Genomic DNA, 16,591 nt, shown 5'->3' with positions numbered 1-16,591 from the left:
TCGATTGGATAAAGCATTCTTCCAAAATCTAGTTAAATACAATGAACAACCATTTGGCGAGTTAGTAGCTGCAAACTTCTTTGAACTTGATTTTTCACCGGTTATGGCAGAACCAGAAGGCACTTTCGACACATTACGTGAAAAAATCGTGCTAGAGCTTACTGTAAAAGTACTGCAAGTTCAACAAATTCGCCTTGGAGCAGGCACTAGTGTTATAACTCCTGTTCTTACAGGGCTTACTCCTCCAGTTAGTCCATAATAATCTCTAGTTTATAGAGGAGCAGAACATACGCAGTTCACTGCAACAAAATGCAATCAACAAAACAACCCTGTAAATCAAATGGATGTAATAAAAATCTTATATTTGAGTTGGCAGTTGAAAATGCGGCTAGATCTGATTTTCAACTGCCTTTTTGTCATTTAATAAAGAAGATGTATTAGCTGGTGTGTAATTAACGGAAGGCTAGAGGGCATTTTTCAACAGTTTTCCGAAAAAAACTTACAGAATGCATAATAAAAAGATTTCTTCATCAGAAACTACCATTTTACGCAACAATGTTGATTGAAAGTGGACAACCTATAAAAACTGTCCAAAAAAAAAGGACACAGCAGATCAGCAACTACTGAAGACTGCTACGTCCATTTAACTCAAAAGATGGCAAGAGATGCTGCAGATATGTTTGATTCCATTGCAAAAGATTTATAAATTGTTAGCGCAATTTTAAAACGGCGGCAATGACCATCATACTAGAAAAGAAGTCAAAAGAGATCATTGTCTTATTTTTGACTCCGCAATATATATAAGTAACGTGTGAGTATTAAAAATTGAAATGATTAATTTGTGTCATTCTGCTTGTGAAAAACTTAAACTGTATTCCCTCTTAAAAGTTTCAATAAATTTAACAGCACTTTTTGAAATGTAACGATCCTTCAACCAGATAACAGCCGAATCTGATTGAATACGAAGTTCTTCAAGCTCCAATATTTTCAGGCCATTCATAGAAAATGAACGTAAGACAGACCTTGGAAGTAAAGAAGCACCGACACCTTCTCTTACTAGGGACATTATCATATCAGCGTCTGAACATTGACAGACAATATTTGGTTCATAGTGATATTTTCTACAAGCTTCTATAACCAATTCGTATTGACCAACACCTTTAAAACGTTGTAGCAACATTAGGGGCATTCTTGAAAGTTCTTCTAGTCTTATTGTATTTTCATAATTCCACGTCTCAGGGATAACAGCTACAAAATGGTCTGGAGGTAATGGCAGTGAAGATAAGTCATCAGATTCTGATTCAAAAGGTAAGCGGACTATCGCAACCTCAATATGCCTATTCCTTAAATCTTGTAATAATCGATAAGTATCTCCTTCGTATAAACGAAATGTAACGTTTGAATACTTTTCTCGGAAAAAACGAATGCGTTCAGGTAGGTAAGAAAAGCATGTTTTTACAGATCCAATTGATAAAGTACCCTTAAGACCTTCTCCTACTTCTTTCACTTCCATAATTGTTTCATCAATCTGACTTAAAAGATTGGTAGCTCTTTTATACAAAACTTTCCCTGCTGCTGTTAGTTCTATATTCTTTCCATTTCGTATGATCAAACGAGTACTAAGTTCTTCCTCCAGCGCTTTTAGCTGTTGACTAAGGGGGGGTTGGGCCATATGTAATTTCTTTGCTGCTCTAGTGATTTGCCCTTCTTCAACAATAGTGGCAAAGTATCGCAATTGTCTTATATCCATGAAACTCCTCCTTAGAAAGCATATTTATTTTATATACGTTACAAACATTTTAAATATTTTAAATATTTCAAACTTAATGATACATTATTTTTGAAAACGATTCCATGAAAAGGTAGAAAAGGAGAAGATAAAATGTCTAGAATTCGAAAAGCTAAAGAAAGTATAAAAGGTTCGATTGCACCAGTTATTACACCATTCAAAGAAGATGAAAGCTTAGATTTACAGACATTTAAAAGTTTAATTAACTGGCAAATAGAAAGTGGGAGCCATGGTATTTCGGTAACCGGAACTTCTGGGGAACCTAGTTCTCTAACGGTCGAAGAGAGAGAGCTTGTAATGGAAACAGCAAGTAAAACGATTAACGGACGAGTACCATTTATACCAGCAACGGGATCTGTTAATCATAATGAAGCGCTTCGACTAACAAAGGCTGCTCAAGAAATGGGAGCAGATGCTGCGATGGTTATTGTTCCATACTATAACAAGCCTTCCCAGCAAGCATTATATAAACACTATAAAGCTATTGCAGATACCGTGGATATTCCGATTATTATCTATAACATTCCTGGAAGAACAGGGGTGAATATGGAAGTAACAACAATGGCTCGACTCGTTGAAGATTGCCCGAACATTATTGGTGCCAAAGAGTCAAATAAAGATTTTGAACATGTCAATCGGGTGCTGTTGAATTGTGGTAGAGATTTCAGTTTATTCTCGGGCATTGAACTTCTTTGCTACCCAATGTTAACAATCGGTGGAAAAGGTTCTATTAGCGCCACAGCAAACGTTGCGCCAGCGAAAGTAGCAGAAATGCACAATGCTTGGGAGGAAGGCGACGCTGAAAAAGCTTTAAATCTTCATTATGAATTGATGACATTAAATGATGTGTTATTCAAAGAAACGAACCCTGGACCAGTAAAAGCAGCGCTGGGCATGATGGGTAAAATTACGCCAGTTTTACGTAAGCCAATGGATTTACCATCTGAGACGCTTCAAAACGAAATTCGTGAAGTTTTACATCAATATGGTATGTTATCAAATGCGATTGTCACTAAATAATCATTCAAAATCTAAAAAATTCTCTTACTCCTCGTTATAGGAGTAAGAGAAGAATGGGGAGTGTAATAACATGCAAGTTCAAGTATCTGAGAGTCAAAAAAATCACGAACACAAGCAAGTTGCAAATGTAAAACTTTATATTAATGGACAGTTTGTCGACAGTCAATCAGGTGCTTCTTTTGAAAATAAAAATCCATTTACCAATGAAATAAATAACTATATCGCTGAGGGGCGTGAAGCGGATATAAATCAAGCTGTTCTTTCAGCAAAAGAAGCGTTTGTGAATGGTCCGTGGGGCAAGATGAAATTGAAAGAAAGAATGAATTATATTAATAGAATTGCAGATATCATCGATGAGGAGATTGAGGAAATTGCTTTTTTAGAATCATTAGACACAGGTTTGCCAATTAGCCAAACAAGAAATCAAACCGCACGTGCTGCAGAAAATTTCCGTTTCTACGCACGAATGGTGGAGACAAAATTGCATGGCGAATCTTATCCAATGGATGGTGAATTCATTAATTATACAGTGTATAAACCATTAGGTGTTATAGGGTTAATTACGCCATGGAATGCCCCATTCATGCTAGAAACTTGGAAAGTAGCGCCTGCATTAGCAACTGGCAATACAGTTGTCCTAAAACCAGCTGAACTTTCACCATTGACTGCAAATAAATTAGCTGAAATTATTCATAAAGCTCAAGTTCCGGATGGCGTCTTTAATATCGTTCATGGCTTTGGAGAAACAGCAGGGGCTGCTCTTGTTGCTCACCCAGATGTGAAAGCGATTTCATTTACAGGTGAAACGACTACAGGCTCCACTATTATTAAAAACGCTGCAGATACTTTAAAGAAAACATCGATGGAGCTTGGTGGGAAATCACCTTTAATTGTATTTGATGATGCAGATCTTGAACGAGCTCTAGATGCAGCAATATGGGGGATTTTCTCTTTTAATGGGGAACGTTGTACATCCAATTCTCGCGTATTCTTGCATAAAAATATTAAAGATCAATTTGTAGAAAAATTAAAAGCACGTGTCGCTAACATTAAAATCGGTGACCCAATGGATTCGTCAACTGAGCTCGGTCCGCTAATTGAAAAAGGTCACTATAACAAAGTAAAAAAATATATAGAAATCGCTAAACAAGAAGGTTGTGAAGTAGTTCAGGGAGTGGTTCCGGAAAAGGTAAAGGCAGGTAATTTTGTACCACCGACACTTTTATTGAATGCCAAAAATGACATGAGAGTATGTCAGGAAGAAATTTTTGGTCCCGTTATGGCCGTAATCGAATTTGAAACAGATGAAGAAGTACTTCATATGGCGAATGACGTATCTTACGGACTAGCTGGTTTTGTATGGACAAAAGATTTAAAACGAGCACATCGTATGGCGGATGCTATTGAAGCAGGTATGCTTTGGATTAACGCTCAAAACGTACGAGATCTTCGAATTCCATTTGGCGGTATGAAAGATAGTGGAATTGGAAGAGAGGGTGGGCATTACGCAATGTTTGAATTTTATACAGAACCAAAGGTAATCCATGTTGCGATAGGTGACCACCATATTCCGCAATTTGGGAAGTAAACAACTATTTTTTAGGGGGAAACAATATGCCAGCAAAAACAGGAGAGCAATATATTGAAAGAGTTGATCATGCACAGGCAAATATATGGATTGATGGCAAACGCGTAGAAGGGAAGATTTCTGAACATCCAGCTTTTAAAGGAGTTATGAAAACTCAGGCAGAACTTTACGACTTGCAACATGATCCAGACAAAAAGGATTACATGACATATGAATCTCCGACAACTCGTGAACGGGTAGGTACATCTTTTATGCAGCCAAAAACAAAAGAAGATTTAGTGATGCGTCGCAAAATGATGCAAGAATGGGCGAAATATAATGGTGGCATGATGGGGCGTTCCCCTGATTACATTAATGTTGGGATGATGGCGTATGGTTCAGCTGCAGAAATGTTTGGAAAACAGGACTCCATCTATGCTGAAAACATGACCAACTACTACGAGTATTGCCGTGAAAATGATTTATCTTTAACACATACATTGATTCAGCCTCAAGTTAATAGAGGCGTAAATTCAGCACAACTTCCAGATCCGTTTATTGCAGCGCGGATTAAAGAGAAAACATCTGAAGGAGTCGTTATTAAAGGGGCAAGATTACTTGCTACGCAAGGTGGTATTACCGATGAAATCATGGTATTCCCATCTACTCTGTTAAAACAATCAGCTGAAGAAAATCCATATGCGTTTGCCTTTTCTATTCCTAATAACACACCGGGCTTGAAATTTATTTGTCGAGAATCTTTTGATTATGGTAAGTCTCATTTCGACCATCCGCTAGGATCTCGCTTTGAAGAAATGGATACCATTGTTGTGTTTGATGATGTTGTCGTTCCGTGGAATCGAGTCTTTGCCCTTGGGGATGTGAATGTGTGCAACCAGGCCTACAATGAAAGTAATGCAGTTGTTCATATGACCCATCAAGTTGTATCAAAAAATATCGCGAAAACAGAGTTTGTCCTTGGTATTCTTCAATTAATGGCAGAGACAATTAATATCGGCCAATACCAACATATACAGGAGAAAATCTCCGAAGTAATTATTGCACTTGAAACGATGAAAGCATATGTCGTTGCTGCCGAAGCAAATGCAAAAGTGGATAGATGGGGAACTATGACACCAGATTTTGCACCGTTAAACGCAGCTCGTCATTACTTCCCGAAAATTTACCCTCGTTTTACAGAAATTATGCAATTAATGGGAGCAAGTGGCTTAATGGCGATTCCATCAGAATCAGACTTCCATTCCGAAATTCGTCCGGATCTTGATAAGTATTTACAATCAGCCACTGGAGATGCTTATGATCGTGTGAAACTTTATCGTTTGGCATGGGATGTATGTATCAGTTCATTCGGTACTCGACAAACACTTTATGAGCGCTTCTTCTTCGGAGATCCAGTTAGAATGGCAAGTACGCTTTATAACGGGTATGACAAACAGGAATATGTTGATCGTGTAAAAGAATTTTTGAATCGATCAGAAGCGTTAGTTAAAAATAACTAATTAATCGACTAAGGGAGATGAGGAGTATGGATTTCAATATCATTCGAATTGCCAGAACGGTTATAAACGTGAAGGATTTAGACCGTTCAAAAGATTTTTATGTAAAAGCGCTCGGCATGATTGAAACGGAAACAAAGGATGACTGTGTTTATTTGAGAGGACTTGAAGAACACACACACCACAGCTTAGTTCTTAAAAAGTCCGAGACGTTAGGGGTACACGCACTCGGTTACAAAGTAGCAAAAGAAGAAGATCTTGACCGTCTAGCTGAATTGTTTCAAGCAAAAGGCTTAAAAACAAAGTGGCTTAAGGAAGGTACTCAGCATGCTCTTGGACGTGCATTGCATGTACATGATATTTCAGGGATGCCCCTTGAATTTTTCTGCAAAATTGAAAAAGCCGAGCGCTTACTTCAGCGCTACGATTTATACAGCGGTGCCCGAATTCAGCGAATTGACCACGTAAACTGTGCTGTACCGGATGTAGAAAAAGCTTACAACTTCTTTATCAACGAGCTAGGCTTTGCATGTTCTGAATATACAACGATAGAAGATGGAAGTATCTGGGCTGCGTGGCTCCACCGCAAACAGACCGTGCATGATCAAGCTTTTATGAACGGAGATGGTCCACGTCTTCATCACTTTGCTTACTGGCTTCCTGATCCACTTGCTCTCATTCATTGCTGCGATGTTTTAGCTTCTCTTGGTTATTCACAGAACATAGAAAGAGGGCCAGCACGCCACGGCTTATCCAATGCATTCTTCTTGTATTTAAGAGATCCAGATGGATACCGCATTGAGCTGTATAACGGAGATTACTTAACAAGTGACAATGACTTCGAGCCAATTCGATGGGATTTAAATGACCCACGTCGTCAAACATTATGGGGTGCAAAAGCACCGGATAGTTGGTTTAATGAAACATCTCCGTTTTTAGATATTGAAACCAATGAACAAATTCAATCCAAGGCACCAAATCTTGCACAGCGCAAACCAGAACTGGTTATTTAAATAAAAAGAATGGAGGAATTTTAATGGATGATCGTACATTTCGAGATGCGATGGGTAAATTTGCAACCGGCGTAACAGTTATTACAACAGACATTGATGGAGAGCCTCATGGCATGACAGCAAATGCCTTCATGTCAGTGTCGCTAAACCCAAAACTCGTACTAATATCGATTAAAGAAAATGCAAAAATGCTCGATAAAATTAACCGCTCCGGTAAATTTGCGGTAAATATTTTATCAGAAGACCAGCAAGAAGTTTCTATGTTATTCGCTGGCCAGATTAAAGAAAAACGTGAACTAGAATTTGACCGCCTAAGCGAAATCTCAGTAGTAAAGGATGCGTTAGCAAATATTGTCTGTAGTGTATATGGAAAGCAAGTAGCTGGTGACCATACGTTGTTCCTTGGAGAAGTAGAAGATATTGTGCTCCGTGAAGGAAAGCCTCTGACATTCTTTGCAGGAAAATATGGCCAGATCACCGCGCCGCAGTTAACTTAACATAAAAGGGGAGGGCAAACGGTGGAGACAATATATATCAAAAGTTCAATGGATCAATCAACGTTCACTGAAATGGAAGCTTGTGTTTTGGCTCTCGGTTTTTTTGATGGCGTTCATATCGGTCATCAAAAAATTCTTGAAACAGCAAAACAAATTGCTTTGCAAAAACAATGCGCCTTTGGTGTTATGACGTTTTATCCGCACCCAAAAGATATACTCTTTCCTCATGCGGAGCCAATGACTTATTTAACGCCGCTTCCTTTGAAAGAAGATCGATTTGAAAAGCTGGGTGTTGAAAAGTTATTTGTTGTTGAGTTTAGCCCAGAGTTTGCCCGTCTTTCTCCTAACGATTTTGTTGAACAATACATTATTGGACTTGGATGTATACATGTTGTAGCAGGCTTTGATTATCATTATGGCTATAAAGGACTCGGTAATATGAAAACGTTAGCGGAGTATAATCCCGGAAGTTTGGGTGTAACGACTGTTCCAAAAATCCAACATTCTGATGAAAAAATTAGTTCCACAGCAATCCGAAAATTGCTTGACGAAGGTCATGTGCAAATGATTCCTATGTATCTTGGTGATTATTATGAAATTAATGGGGAAATGAATCAAAGTTCTCTTTTTTACAAAAAACATCAGTTTCTTAACTTAATAGTAAAAAAGAGATACCGAATGCCTAAACCTGGTATTTACCATATTCAAGTTGAAATAGATGGTACTCATTATGATGGAACTTGCCACCAAATAGCTAGTAATGAGCAACACACTTCATTGTTAATACAATTAAAAGATTGTTCTGTATTCCCATATAAGAAGCGGATAAAGGTAAAGTGGCTAAGCTATAAATATGGCAAGCAGAATGAGTCATACGGCATGAATGAATACATGAAAAAAGATGAGCTAGTGATCTAATTGTAGGCTATAACAGAAAGGAGTAGACTATGAATTTAAAAGTACAAGCAAGAAAGAAAAACTTATATATTGATGGTCAATGGCAAGAAGCCACTGAACAGGCATCTCTAACATCTCCATATTCTGGGGATGTTATTGCATATATTCCTAAGGCTAATGACAAAGAAGTGAATGAGGCAATTGAAGCTGCAGTTCGTGCAAAAACAGTCATGGCGAAAATGCCAGCTCACGAACGTTCAGCTATTTTGGAACGTTTGGTAGCTTTGTTAGAGAAACGTTTAGATGAAGCGGCAGAAATTATCGCTTAAGAGGCAGCTAAACCAATTGCTACTGCAATCGAAGAAGTGAAACGGACAATACAAACGTATAAGTTTGCAGCTGAAGAAGCAAAGCGAATTCATGGAGAAACACTTCCATTGGATGCTGCACCAGGTGGAGAAAAACGAGTAGCATATACGGTGCGTGAACCTATTGGAGTTATTGGAGCGATTACTCCATTTAATTTTCCGATGAATTTAGTTGCCCATAAAGTAGGTCCTGCCATTGCCGCAGGAAATACAATTGTATTAAAACCAGCAAGTCAAACGCCACTATCTTCTTTCTTTTTAGCAGAGTTGTTACAGGAGGCCGGTTTACCGAATGGAGCTCTTAATGTGATTACTGGAAGCGGAAGAGTCGTGGGGGATAAAATCGTGACCGATGATAGAATTGCAGCCATTACATTTACGGGAAGCCCAGCTGTTGGGATTGGTATCCGAAACAAAGCAGGACTGAAGCGTGTGACATTAGAACTGGGTTCAAATGCAGCCGTTATTATTGATAAAGGGATCGATATTGATTCAATTATTAATCGTTGTGTGAAGGGAGCCTTTTCTTTCCAAGGTCAAGTATGTATATCATTACAACGTATTTATATTCATGAAAGTTTGTACGAAACATTTGTGCAAAAATTCGTTGAAGCAACTCAACAACTCAAAATTGGTGACCCTTTAGATCCACGTACGGATGTTTCAGCGCTTATTTCAAAAAAAGATGTGGAACGTACTTTAGATTGGATTCATGAGGCGACACAGCATGGAGCAGAAGTAGCAACTGGGGGAATCGCCAAAGGAAATATTCTATTGCCAACGGTCCTTTTAAATGCAGCGTCTTCGTTAAAAGTTTCGTGTCAAGAAGTGTTTGCTCCAATTGTTATCATCAATAAAGTTCAAGCAGTAGAGGAAGCAATTGAGCAAGTAAATGATTCGCGATATGGTCTTCAAGCGGGGATTTACACGGAAAATGTTCATACAGCGTTAACTGCAGCTGAAAACCTTCATGTTGGAGGCGTAATGATTAATGATATTCCAACGTTTCGTGTAGATAACATGCCTTATGGTGGTGTGAAGGAAAGTGGAATGGGAAGAGAAGGAATAAAATATGCTGTAGAAGAAATGACAGAACTAAAACTAGTGGTTTTTAATAGAAATTAAAAATCGAAGAATTAGAAGCATGTAAGAACCCTATTGAATTATTAGGAAAGAGGTGCTATCAATTTGGAGCTAGTAAAAGAACAGCGTAGTGTAAAAAAAGACATCGAACAACAAGATAACAAACAAATAGATTATGACAAAATTTCCACTTCAGAGGATTTTAAACAACTACTTTTAGATAAGAAAAAGTTTATTATTTCATACACAATTTTTTATTTGGCTTATTCACTAGCTTTACCATTCCTAGCCTTGTTTACAAATATATTAAACGTTCAAGTAATAGGAGACATTACGTTGGCGTGGATTTACGGTATTTCAATTATCTTTATGTCATTTGCGGTATGCAGTGTTTATGTAAAGAAGTCTGCTGAATTTGACGAAAAAGTAAAGCAAATCATAGTAAAAGAGGGGCTGTAGACATATGGGATGGGACATTATTCTTCTTTTTGTACTCATGTCAATAGGGGTACTTTTCATTACGTACTATGCTTCCAAAAAAACAAAAACGGCAGGTTCTTTTTATACAGCTGGAGGTGGTCTGACTGCTAGGCAAAATGGTCTTGCTTTAGCTGGAGACTTTATGTCTGCATCTACCTTTTTAGGGTTAATTGGAGCCTTTTCTTTAACGGGATATGACGGATTTTTCCTCATGTATGGCGCCCTCGTTTCGTTTCTTGTCATTTTATTTTTAGTTGCTGAACCATTAAGAAATCTTGGGAAATATACGTTAGGTGACATGATTACTGCTCGATTTAAGTTTAAACAAGTACGAGGTGTAACGGCCTTTAATACAATTATTATTTCAGTTTTTTATATGCTTGCACAGCTCGTTGCTGCAGGGGCTTTATTCAAATTATTATTAGGTATTCCGTATAATATTTCAGTTCTTATTGTTGGTGTGGCTATGTTAGCTTTTGTGTTATTTGGAGGAATGACCGCAACAAGCTGGGTTCAAATTATTAAAGCCATTCTTTTAGTAGGTGGAACCTTTATTATGTTTGTCATGGTTATGTGGAAATTTAATTTTAATTTTATTGGCATTTTTACAGATATGAAAACCGCCACTCCTTTTGGAATTGATTTCTTAAATCCAGGTTTAAAATATAAAAACGGTTGGGATGCTGCTTCTTTAACACTTGGGCTCATTCTTGGGACAGCAGGCCTACCCCATGTATTAGTTCGCTTTTTAACTGTACCTAATGCTCAGGTTGCCAGAAAGTCAGTTGTTTGGCTTATGTGGATTATGGGCATGTTCCACATTATGGTCATTTTCCTTGGGTTTGGCGCAGCGAAGCTAGTTGGAACTTCGAGTATTATAGAGGCTAACCCAGCAGGGAATATGGCAGCGCCATTATTAGCAAAGTATATTGGTGGAGATTTTATGTTTGCTTTCATTTCTGCGGTTTCTTTTGCTACTATTCTCGCAGTGGTTGCTGGAATTGTGGTTACGGGAGCAACAGCATTTTCCCATGACTTTTATAACGAAATTTTAAAAGACGGGAAAGCAACTGAAAAACAGCAAATGTTTATGGTACGTCTTGCATCGATTGTCATCACTGCTATCGCCATTGCCTTATCACTATTTTTGCAAAATTTTAATGTTGCCTTTGTAGCCTCAATCGCTCTTACATTAGCAGCAAGTTCAAATTTACCAGTTATTTTACTAACTATTTTTTGGAGAAAGTTCAACAAAACGGGGGCAATCTTTGGGATGCTTATAGGATTAATTAGCACGATTGGTCTAGTCATGGTAAGTCCAAATGTTTGGAACCCAGAACCAGGTGTAGCCCTATTTACTGGTCATCCTATTTTCCCTCTAGCATCACCAGGAATTCTTTCGATACCGTTAGGGTTCTTAGGCAGCTATATTGGTACATTAATAGGGGCCCGTAAGACAAAACATGTAGCGGATAATTTTTCTGAAATTATCGTTAAGTCAAATATAGGTAATGATGTTAAAGGTGTAGTGAATCATTAGTGATCGCTTGGCGAGTTCAATAAGATAAAGGAATCATCAGGTTCATCACCAAAAGTCGTGGATGACATTTGTTAAAACATATACTATGCAAATAAGTTGATTGGAGTGGAGGCTGGATGCCCCCAGGAAGCTTTGCTCTGTGCGAAAGCGAAGCGTCAGCAACAAAGCGCCCAGTCGGAACGGAAATCAACCACACGTTTTGGTGAAGATCCAATCATCAGAAGAATTTTACGAGTTTATGAGAGGTGTGAATAGTTATGAGTAAGGCAATTATTAAATTTAGTGAAACCCTTCATACAAAAGAGGTGGAAGTAGATCCTCAAAGCAATACAATTATTCTCTGTGATCGAAATGTAACCTTAGAGCAGTCTTCTTTGGAGGCGCCAATATCGGGTACAGTATATGGGGCTTTATTAAATTATAGGGGCGAGCTTGAGGCATTAGGTTCATCTTTAACGAAAGAACCATATAAAGAGCCTCCCAAAGCGCCTGTGTTATATATAAAACCGGTAAACACGATTACTGGATTTAAATCTTCCATTCCATTACCCGAGGATACATCTCAACTGCAAGTAGGTGCCTCATTAGGCATTGTCATTGGGAAAAAGGCTACTCGTGTAACAGAAGAAAAAGCTTTAGATCATGTATTAGGATACACCATTGTAAATGATGTAAGTATTCCACATGAGAGTTTTTATCGACCAGCTGTTAAACAAAAAGCGAGAGATAACTTTTGCCCTGTAGGTCCATGGATTATTGAACGCGATGCAATCTCTGACCCTAATAAGTTAACGATTACCGTATTCGTTAACGATGTATTAAAACAAAAGAATACAACGGCCAATTTAATTCGTCCTGTATCACAGTTAATTTCTGAAATTTCGGAATTTATGACGCTGTATGAGGGAGATGTTTTGCTAGTTGGGGTACCTGAAAATCCTCCGCTTGTGAAAGAGGGAGACCTTGTACGAATTGAAATCGATGGAATCGGTTATTTAGAAAATCCAGTTAAATGAGAATCTTATTGTTTGGTAAAGGAGCGCGATTATTATGAAACATGCACGTGTAGTATTTCAGGATGTTATTCATCACGCAATTGAAACAAATGATGGTCACCTGAAACTAGATAATGGACAAATTGTTTCTGAAGAGGAAGTTGTCTGGCTACCACCTGTACAACCTAGAACCGTTTTTGCTTTAGGACTAAATTATGCAGACCATGCAAAAGAACTTGCTTTTCAAGCACCAACAGAACCTTTAGTTTTTCTAAAAGGTCCTAATACTTTTATTGGTCATCGAGGTCAGACTTACCGACCAGCTGAGGCTACCAATATGCATTATGAATGTGAACTTGCCGTTATCATTGGTCGTTCCGGGACAAACATTAAACAAGAAGACGCTTATGATTATGTAGCAGGATATACCGTTGCAAATGACTATGCCATCCGTGATTATTTAGAAAACTATTATCGTCCGAACTTAAAAGTAAAGAATAGAGATACTTGTACACCAATCGGTCCATGGCTAGTCGATGCAAAAGATATTAAAGATCCTATGAATCTTACTTTGCGTACTTATGTAAATGGAAAAGTGACGCAGGAAGGCACAACGAAAGATATGATTTTTAGTATTCCGCAATTGATTGCGTATTTAAGTAGTTTTATGACATTAAATAAAAACGACATTATCCTTACAGGTACGCCTGAGGGCTTAGTTGATACAAAGGTAGGGGATGAAGTCATTACTGAAATTGAAGGTGTGGGACGACTAGTAAATACTATTATTAGTGAAAAACAGTTCTTAAGAACAGAAAGTGAGAACGCCATTTTTAGTCAGTGAAAGGGATGAAAACATGCCGCATTTTATTGTTGAGTATACCGATAACATAAAGAAAGAAGCAGACATTCCAAATTTGCTAAAAAAAGTGAACGATGTTTTGATTAGCCGTAGTAATCTTTTTCCGACTGGAGGCATTCGATCAAGAGCAATTGAACTTCAAGATTACCGAGTAGCAGATGGAGCAGAAGATGATGCATTTGTTCATGCTATTTTAAAAATTGGGGCGGGAAGATCTGCTGAACATAAGAAAGAAACTTGTGACGAACTTTTCGAAGTAATAAAGGATCACTTTGCTGATCTATATACTAGTCGATATCTAGCATTATCGATGGAATTGATTGAATTCAGTGAGGAAGGAACTTATAAATATAACAATATTCATAAGCGTTTTAAAAAGTAAGAAGACAGTTAGCCCTATCTAGTTTTGTTTTAATTATCATTTGATAATGGTAGTTCCGCTTTTTACAATAAAAAACAATTAACAGCACCTACAATTTAGGTTACATCGCGTTATGTATAGATTTTATTTCAGGAAGGGGACTTTAAATGACAAAAAACCAGGCTTTAGATGTGAACTGCATGGAATGGGCAAGTACATTAAACAAAAGTTATATTGGGGGTCAATGGGTAGAGGGGCGGAGTAAAAGAACGTATGCAATAAAGGATCCATATGATCAATCGACTATTACATCTGTAGAATTAGCGAATGTTGAGCAAATAAAAGAAGCATATCATAAGGCAAAAGCTGCACAAAAGAAATGGGCTAAATCTACTCCAGAACAAAGAAGAGAGGTTTTAACGAAAGCATTAGACTATTTAGAGAAAAATAAAGAATATATTTTGGATTTAATTACACGGGAAACAGGTGGAACACTACTTAAAGCTCATATTGAGTTTGGCTTTGGGGTTAGTGACATTAAAGATTCTATTAATATGGTAGATGAAATATACACACCCAAAAATTATGCATCTACTACACCAGGAAAGGTTAGCCGTGTATATCGATTACCTTTAGGTGTTATTACGTCCATCACACCTTTTAACTTTCCTTTTAACATGGCAACAAGAACAATTTTCCCTGCCATTGCTCTCGGGAACAGTGTTGTTCATAAGCCAGATCTCCAAGTTGGAATAGTTGGTGGGCAAGTTTTTGCAAAGGCTTTCGAAGAAGCAGGACTTCCTGCGGGAGTGTTTAATTCAATTTTAACCGATCTTCAAGAATCAGGAGATGAATTCCTGTTAAATACGAATTCTTCGTTTATCAGTTTTACAGGATCAACTGCAGTAGGAAAACATATTAATAAGGTAACAGGCGGAACATTAAAACAAATGGCATTAGAACTAGGAGGCAATAATCCTTTAGTAGTTTTAGGAGATGCCGACATAGAACAAGCAGTGAGAGTCGCCATCTTCGGAAAATTTTTGCATAGTGGCCAAATCTGCGCGATTACAAACCGAATTATTGTTAATCGAGATATTTATGATGAATTTGTTGCTAGATACGTAGAAAAAGTAAAGGGATTAACAGTAGGAGACCCCAAGGACCCTAACACAATTATTGGACCTGTTATAAATGAAAAACAAGCTGATAAAATTATGGATTTAGTTAATAAAGCAAAGGAAAGTGGATTAAAAGTTGCCGTAGAGGGTGACCGTACAGGGAATGTTATTTCCCCATTTGTATTTGTTGATGTACCTAATGATTCATGTCTTGCATCTTGTGAAATCTTCGGTCCTGTTGCACAAATTATTCCAGCTGAAAATGATGAAGAGGCCATTCGTTTTGCGAATGACACGGAATATGGATTATCCTCTGCCATTATAACTGGTGACTTAGAAAGAGGAGAAAAATTAGCCCTTGAGATCGAATCTGGTACAACACATATAAATGATATGCCTGCAGTGTTAGAAGGAAATGTTCCATTTGGTGGAGTGAAACAAAGTGGAATTGGGCGTTTTGGATATGAATGGATTGTAGATGAGTTTACTGTTGCGAAATGGGTATCTGTACAGACGAGTAAATTAGATTATCCGTTTTAGGATGGCAGCAAGATTCTAATTTAGATTTGAAGATATTTCTCAATAAAGCATAAAACGTTTATAAACCTGTTGTTTTAGAAAAGCCTGTAACCTTGAGTGGATAAGGAATACAGGCTTTTAAAATAGTGATCGATAATATTTATAATGGGAAAAGTGCTCAATAGCTGTTTTAAAATTATCCCGCTATATGGGGGAGGATGATTAATTATCTAAATTTTCTAACAATTAAATATACTAATTTAAGAACGTTCGTAAAGAGGTGGCATATGAAATCTCTACTAAGTAAGAACAAGTTAGGTAATCCAAGAGGGAATTTCTGTAAACCGTTGATTCAGCTGTTATTCGAAATTAACTGAGGAAATTATCACATATTAAGCATCGATTTGTAAGCGTTTACGAATTTGTATTAAAGGTGGTATAAAATTGATTAATCCTTTAAATTCGAAAATAATTAGTTACTTGCCGTCTCAGCCTGACTTTGAATTTCAAACAGATTACTATACTGAACAAAAAGTTAGAATGAAACCAAATCAACCATCTATTCTGTTTTACCAATTTAAAATGGGGGAGGTAAGTAATCAAATTTCTGTTATCCCGGATGGGTGTATCGATATTCTCATTAATTGTGATCAGCATTACGGTAATATTTGTGGAAGCGTTACTAAAAGTAGAGTGATTAACCTTGTCCCAAACAGTACATACTTTGGTATTCGTTTTCTGCCATGCCTAGATATTAAGAAACTAAAATTCGGTATAAAAGACCTTATAGATAAAGAAATTTCCTTAAATGAAATGTTTCCTGTAAATACGAATATTTTAGAACGGGTAGTAACCGATGAAAGTTTTATGGAGAGAGTCAATATATTCAATGAAATATTAGAAAGTCAAATTTTTGAGATTGATAAATCATCAAAACTAATAAAACAAGCATTATATAATAT

The 16,591-nt window shown here is 37.3% G+C and carries 14 protein-coding genes and 2 pseudogenes; 15 read left to right on the top strand and 1 reads right to left on the bottom strand.

Annotated elements, in window-relative coordinates:
- Positions 1 to 259, top strand: a pseudogene (locus PVA17_RS22205) (CsxC family protein); the annotation flags it as partial.
- Between the two features lie 585 nt (positions 260 to 844).
- Here PVA17_RS22205 and PVA17_RS22200 read toward each other — a convergent pair.
- Positions 845 to 1,750, bottom strand: a complete 906-nt coding sequence (locus PVA17_RS22200; protein ID WP_132356882.1) for a LysR family transcriptional regulator — start codon at positions 1,748 to 1,750, stop codon at positions 845 to 847.
- Positions 1,751 to 1,882: 132 nt separating this feature from the next.
- Between PVA17_RS22200 and hpaI the strand changes: the two genes are divergently transcribed.
- The 14 genes and pseudogenes from hpaI to PVA17_RS22130 form a co-directional block, all read left to right on the top strand.
- On the top strand, positions 1,883 to 2,809 hold the full coding sequence (gene hpaI / locus PVA17_RS22195; RefSeq protein WP_274068998.1) for a 2,4-dihydroxyhept-2-ene-1,7-dioic acid aldolase: 927 nt from the start codon (positions 1,883 to 1,885) through the stop codon (positions 2,807 to 2,809).
- Positions 2,810 to 2,879: 70 nt separating this feature from the next.
- A complete protein-coding gene (gene hpaE, locus PVA17_RS22190; RefSeq protein ID WP_132356880.1) occupies positions 2,880 to 4,397 on the top strand; it encodes a 5-carboxymethyl-2-hydroxymuconate semialdehyde dehydrogenase in 1,518 nt (505 codons plus the stop codon).
- Between the two features lie 26 nt (positions 4,398 to 4,423).
- Positions 4,424 to 5,896: a 4-hydroxyphenylacetate 3-monooxygenase, oxygenase component gene (gene hpaB / locus PVA17_RS22185; protein ID WP_274068997.1), complete on the top strand. Its 1,473-nt coding sequence runs from the start codon at positions 4,424 to 4,426 to the stop codon at positions 5,894 to 5,896.
- A gap of 26 nt (positions 5,897 to 5,922) precedes the next feature.
- The gene (gene hpaD, locus PVA17_RS22180) at positions 5,923 to 6,906 is read left to right on the top strand and encodes a 3,4-dihydroxyphenylacetate 2,3-dioxygenase (RefSeq protein WP_132356878.1); all 984 of its coding nucleotides are present in this window, start codon (positions 5,923 to 5,925) and stop codon (positions 6,904 to 6,906) included.
- Positions 6,907 to 6,929: 23 nt separating this feature from the next.
- Positions 6,930 to 7,403 carry a flavin reductase family protein gene (locus PVA17_RS22175; protein WP_132356877.1) on the top strand — a complete coding sequence of 158 codons (474 nt, stop codon included), beginning with the start codon at positions 6,930 to 6,932 and terminating at the stop codon, positions 7,401 to 7,403.
- Between the two features lie 21 nt (positions 7,404 to 7,424).
- Complete coding sequence (locus PVA17_RS22170; RefSeq protein ID WP_274068996.1) at positions 7,425 to 8,321, top strand: cytidyltransferase; 897 nt, start codon at positions 7,425 to 7,427, stop codon at positions 8,319 to 8,321.
- A 29-nt stretch (positions 8,322 to 8,350) separates the two neighbouring features.
- A pseudogene (locus PVA17_RS22165) lies at positions 8,351 to 9,793 on the top strand (aldehyde dehydrogenase family protein).
- 63 nt (positions 9,794 to 9,856) lie between these two features.
- Complete coding sequence (locus PVA17_RS22160) at positions 9,857 to 10,210, top strand: DUF485 domain-containing protein (RefSeq protein WP_274068995.1); 354 nt, start codon at positions 9,857 to 9,859, stop codon at positions 10,208 to 10,210.
- A 4-nt stretch (positions 10,211 to 10,214) separates the two neighbouring features.
- Entirely contained in the window at positions 10,215 to 11,771 is a 1,557-nt protein-coding gene (locus PVA17_RS22155; protein ID WP_274068994.1) for a solute symporter family protein, read from the top strand.
- Between the two features lie 257 nt (positions 11,772 to 12,028).
- Entirely contained in the window at positions 12,029 to 12,787 is a 759-nt protein-coding gene (locus PVA17_RS22150) for a fumarylacetoacetate hydrolase family protein (protein WP_274068993.1), read from the top strand.
- 34 nt (positions 12,788 to 12,821) lie between these two features.
- Complete coding sequence (locus tag PVA17_RS22145; RefSeq protein ID WP_274068992.1) at positions 12,822 to 13,610, top strand: fumarylacetoacetate hydrolase family protein; 789 nt, start codon at positions 12,822 to 12,824, stop codon at positions 13,608 to 13,610.
- A 13-nt stretch (positions 13,611 to 13,623) separates the two neighbouring features.
- A complete protein-coding gene (locus PVA17_RS22140; protein WP_132356870.1) occupies positions 13,624 to 14,010 on the top strand; it encodes a 5-carboxymethyl-2-hydroxymuconate Delta-isomerase in 387 nt (128 codons plus the stop codon).
- Between the two features lie 179 nt (positions 14,011 to 14,189).
- On the top strand, positions 14,190 to 15,650 hold the full coding sequence (locus tag PVA17_RS22135; RefSeq protein WP_274068999.1) for an aldehyde dehydrogenase family protein: 1,461 nt from the start codon (positions 14,190 to 14,192) through the stop codon (positions 15,648 to 15,650).
- A 423-nt stretch (positions 15,651 to 16,073) separates the two neighbouring features.
- Positions 16,074 to 16,591, top strand: a 518-nt coding sequence (locus tag PVA17_RS22130) for a DUF6597 domain-containing transcriptional factor (RefSeq protein ID WP_337993627.1), incomplete at its 3' end; no start/stop codon positions are given.

The sequence above is a fragment of the Lysinibacillus sp. CNPSo 3705 genome (assembly GCF_028674935.1).
Classification (GTDB): domain Bacteria; phylum Bacillota; class Bacilli; order Bacillales_A; family Planococcaceae; genus Lysinibacillus.
Note: the sequence above shows the minus strand (reverse complement) of the source record. Positions and strands in the feature narration are given on the sequence as shown.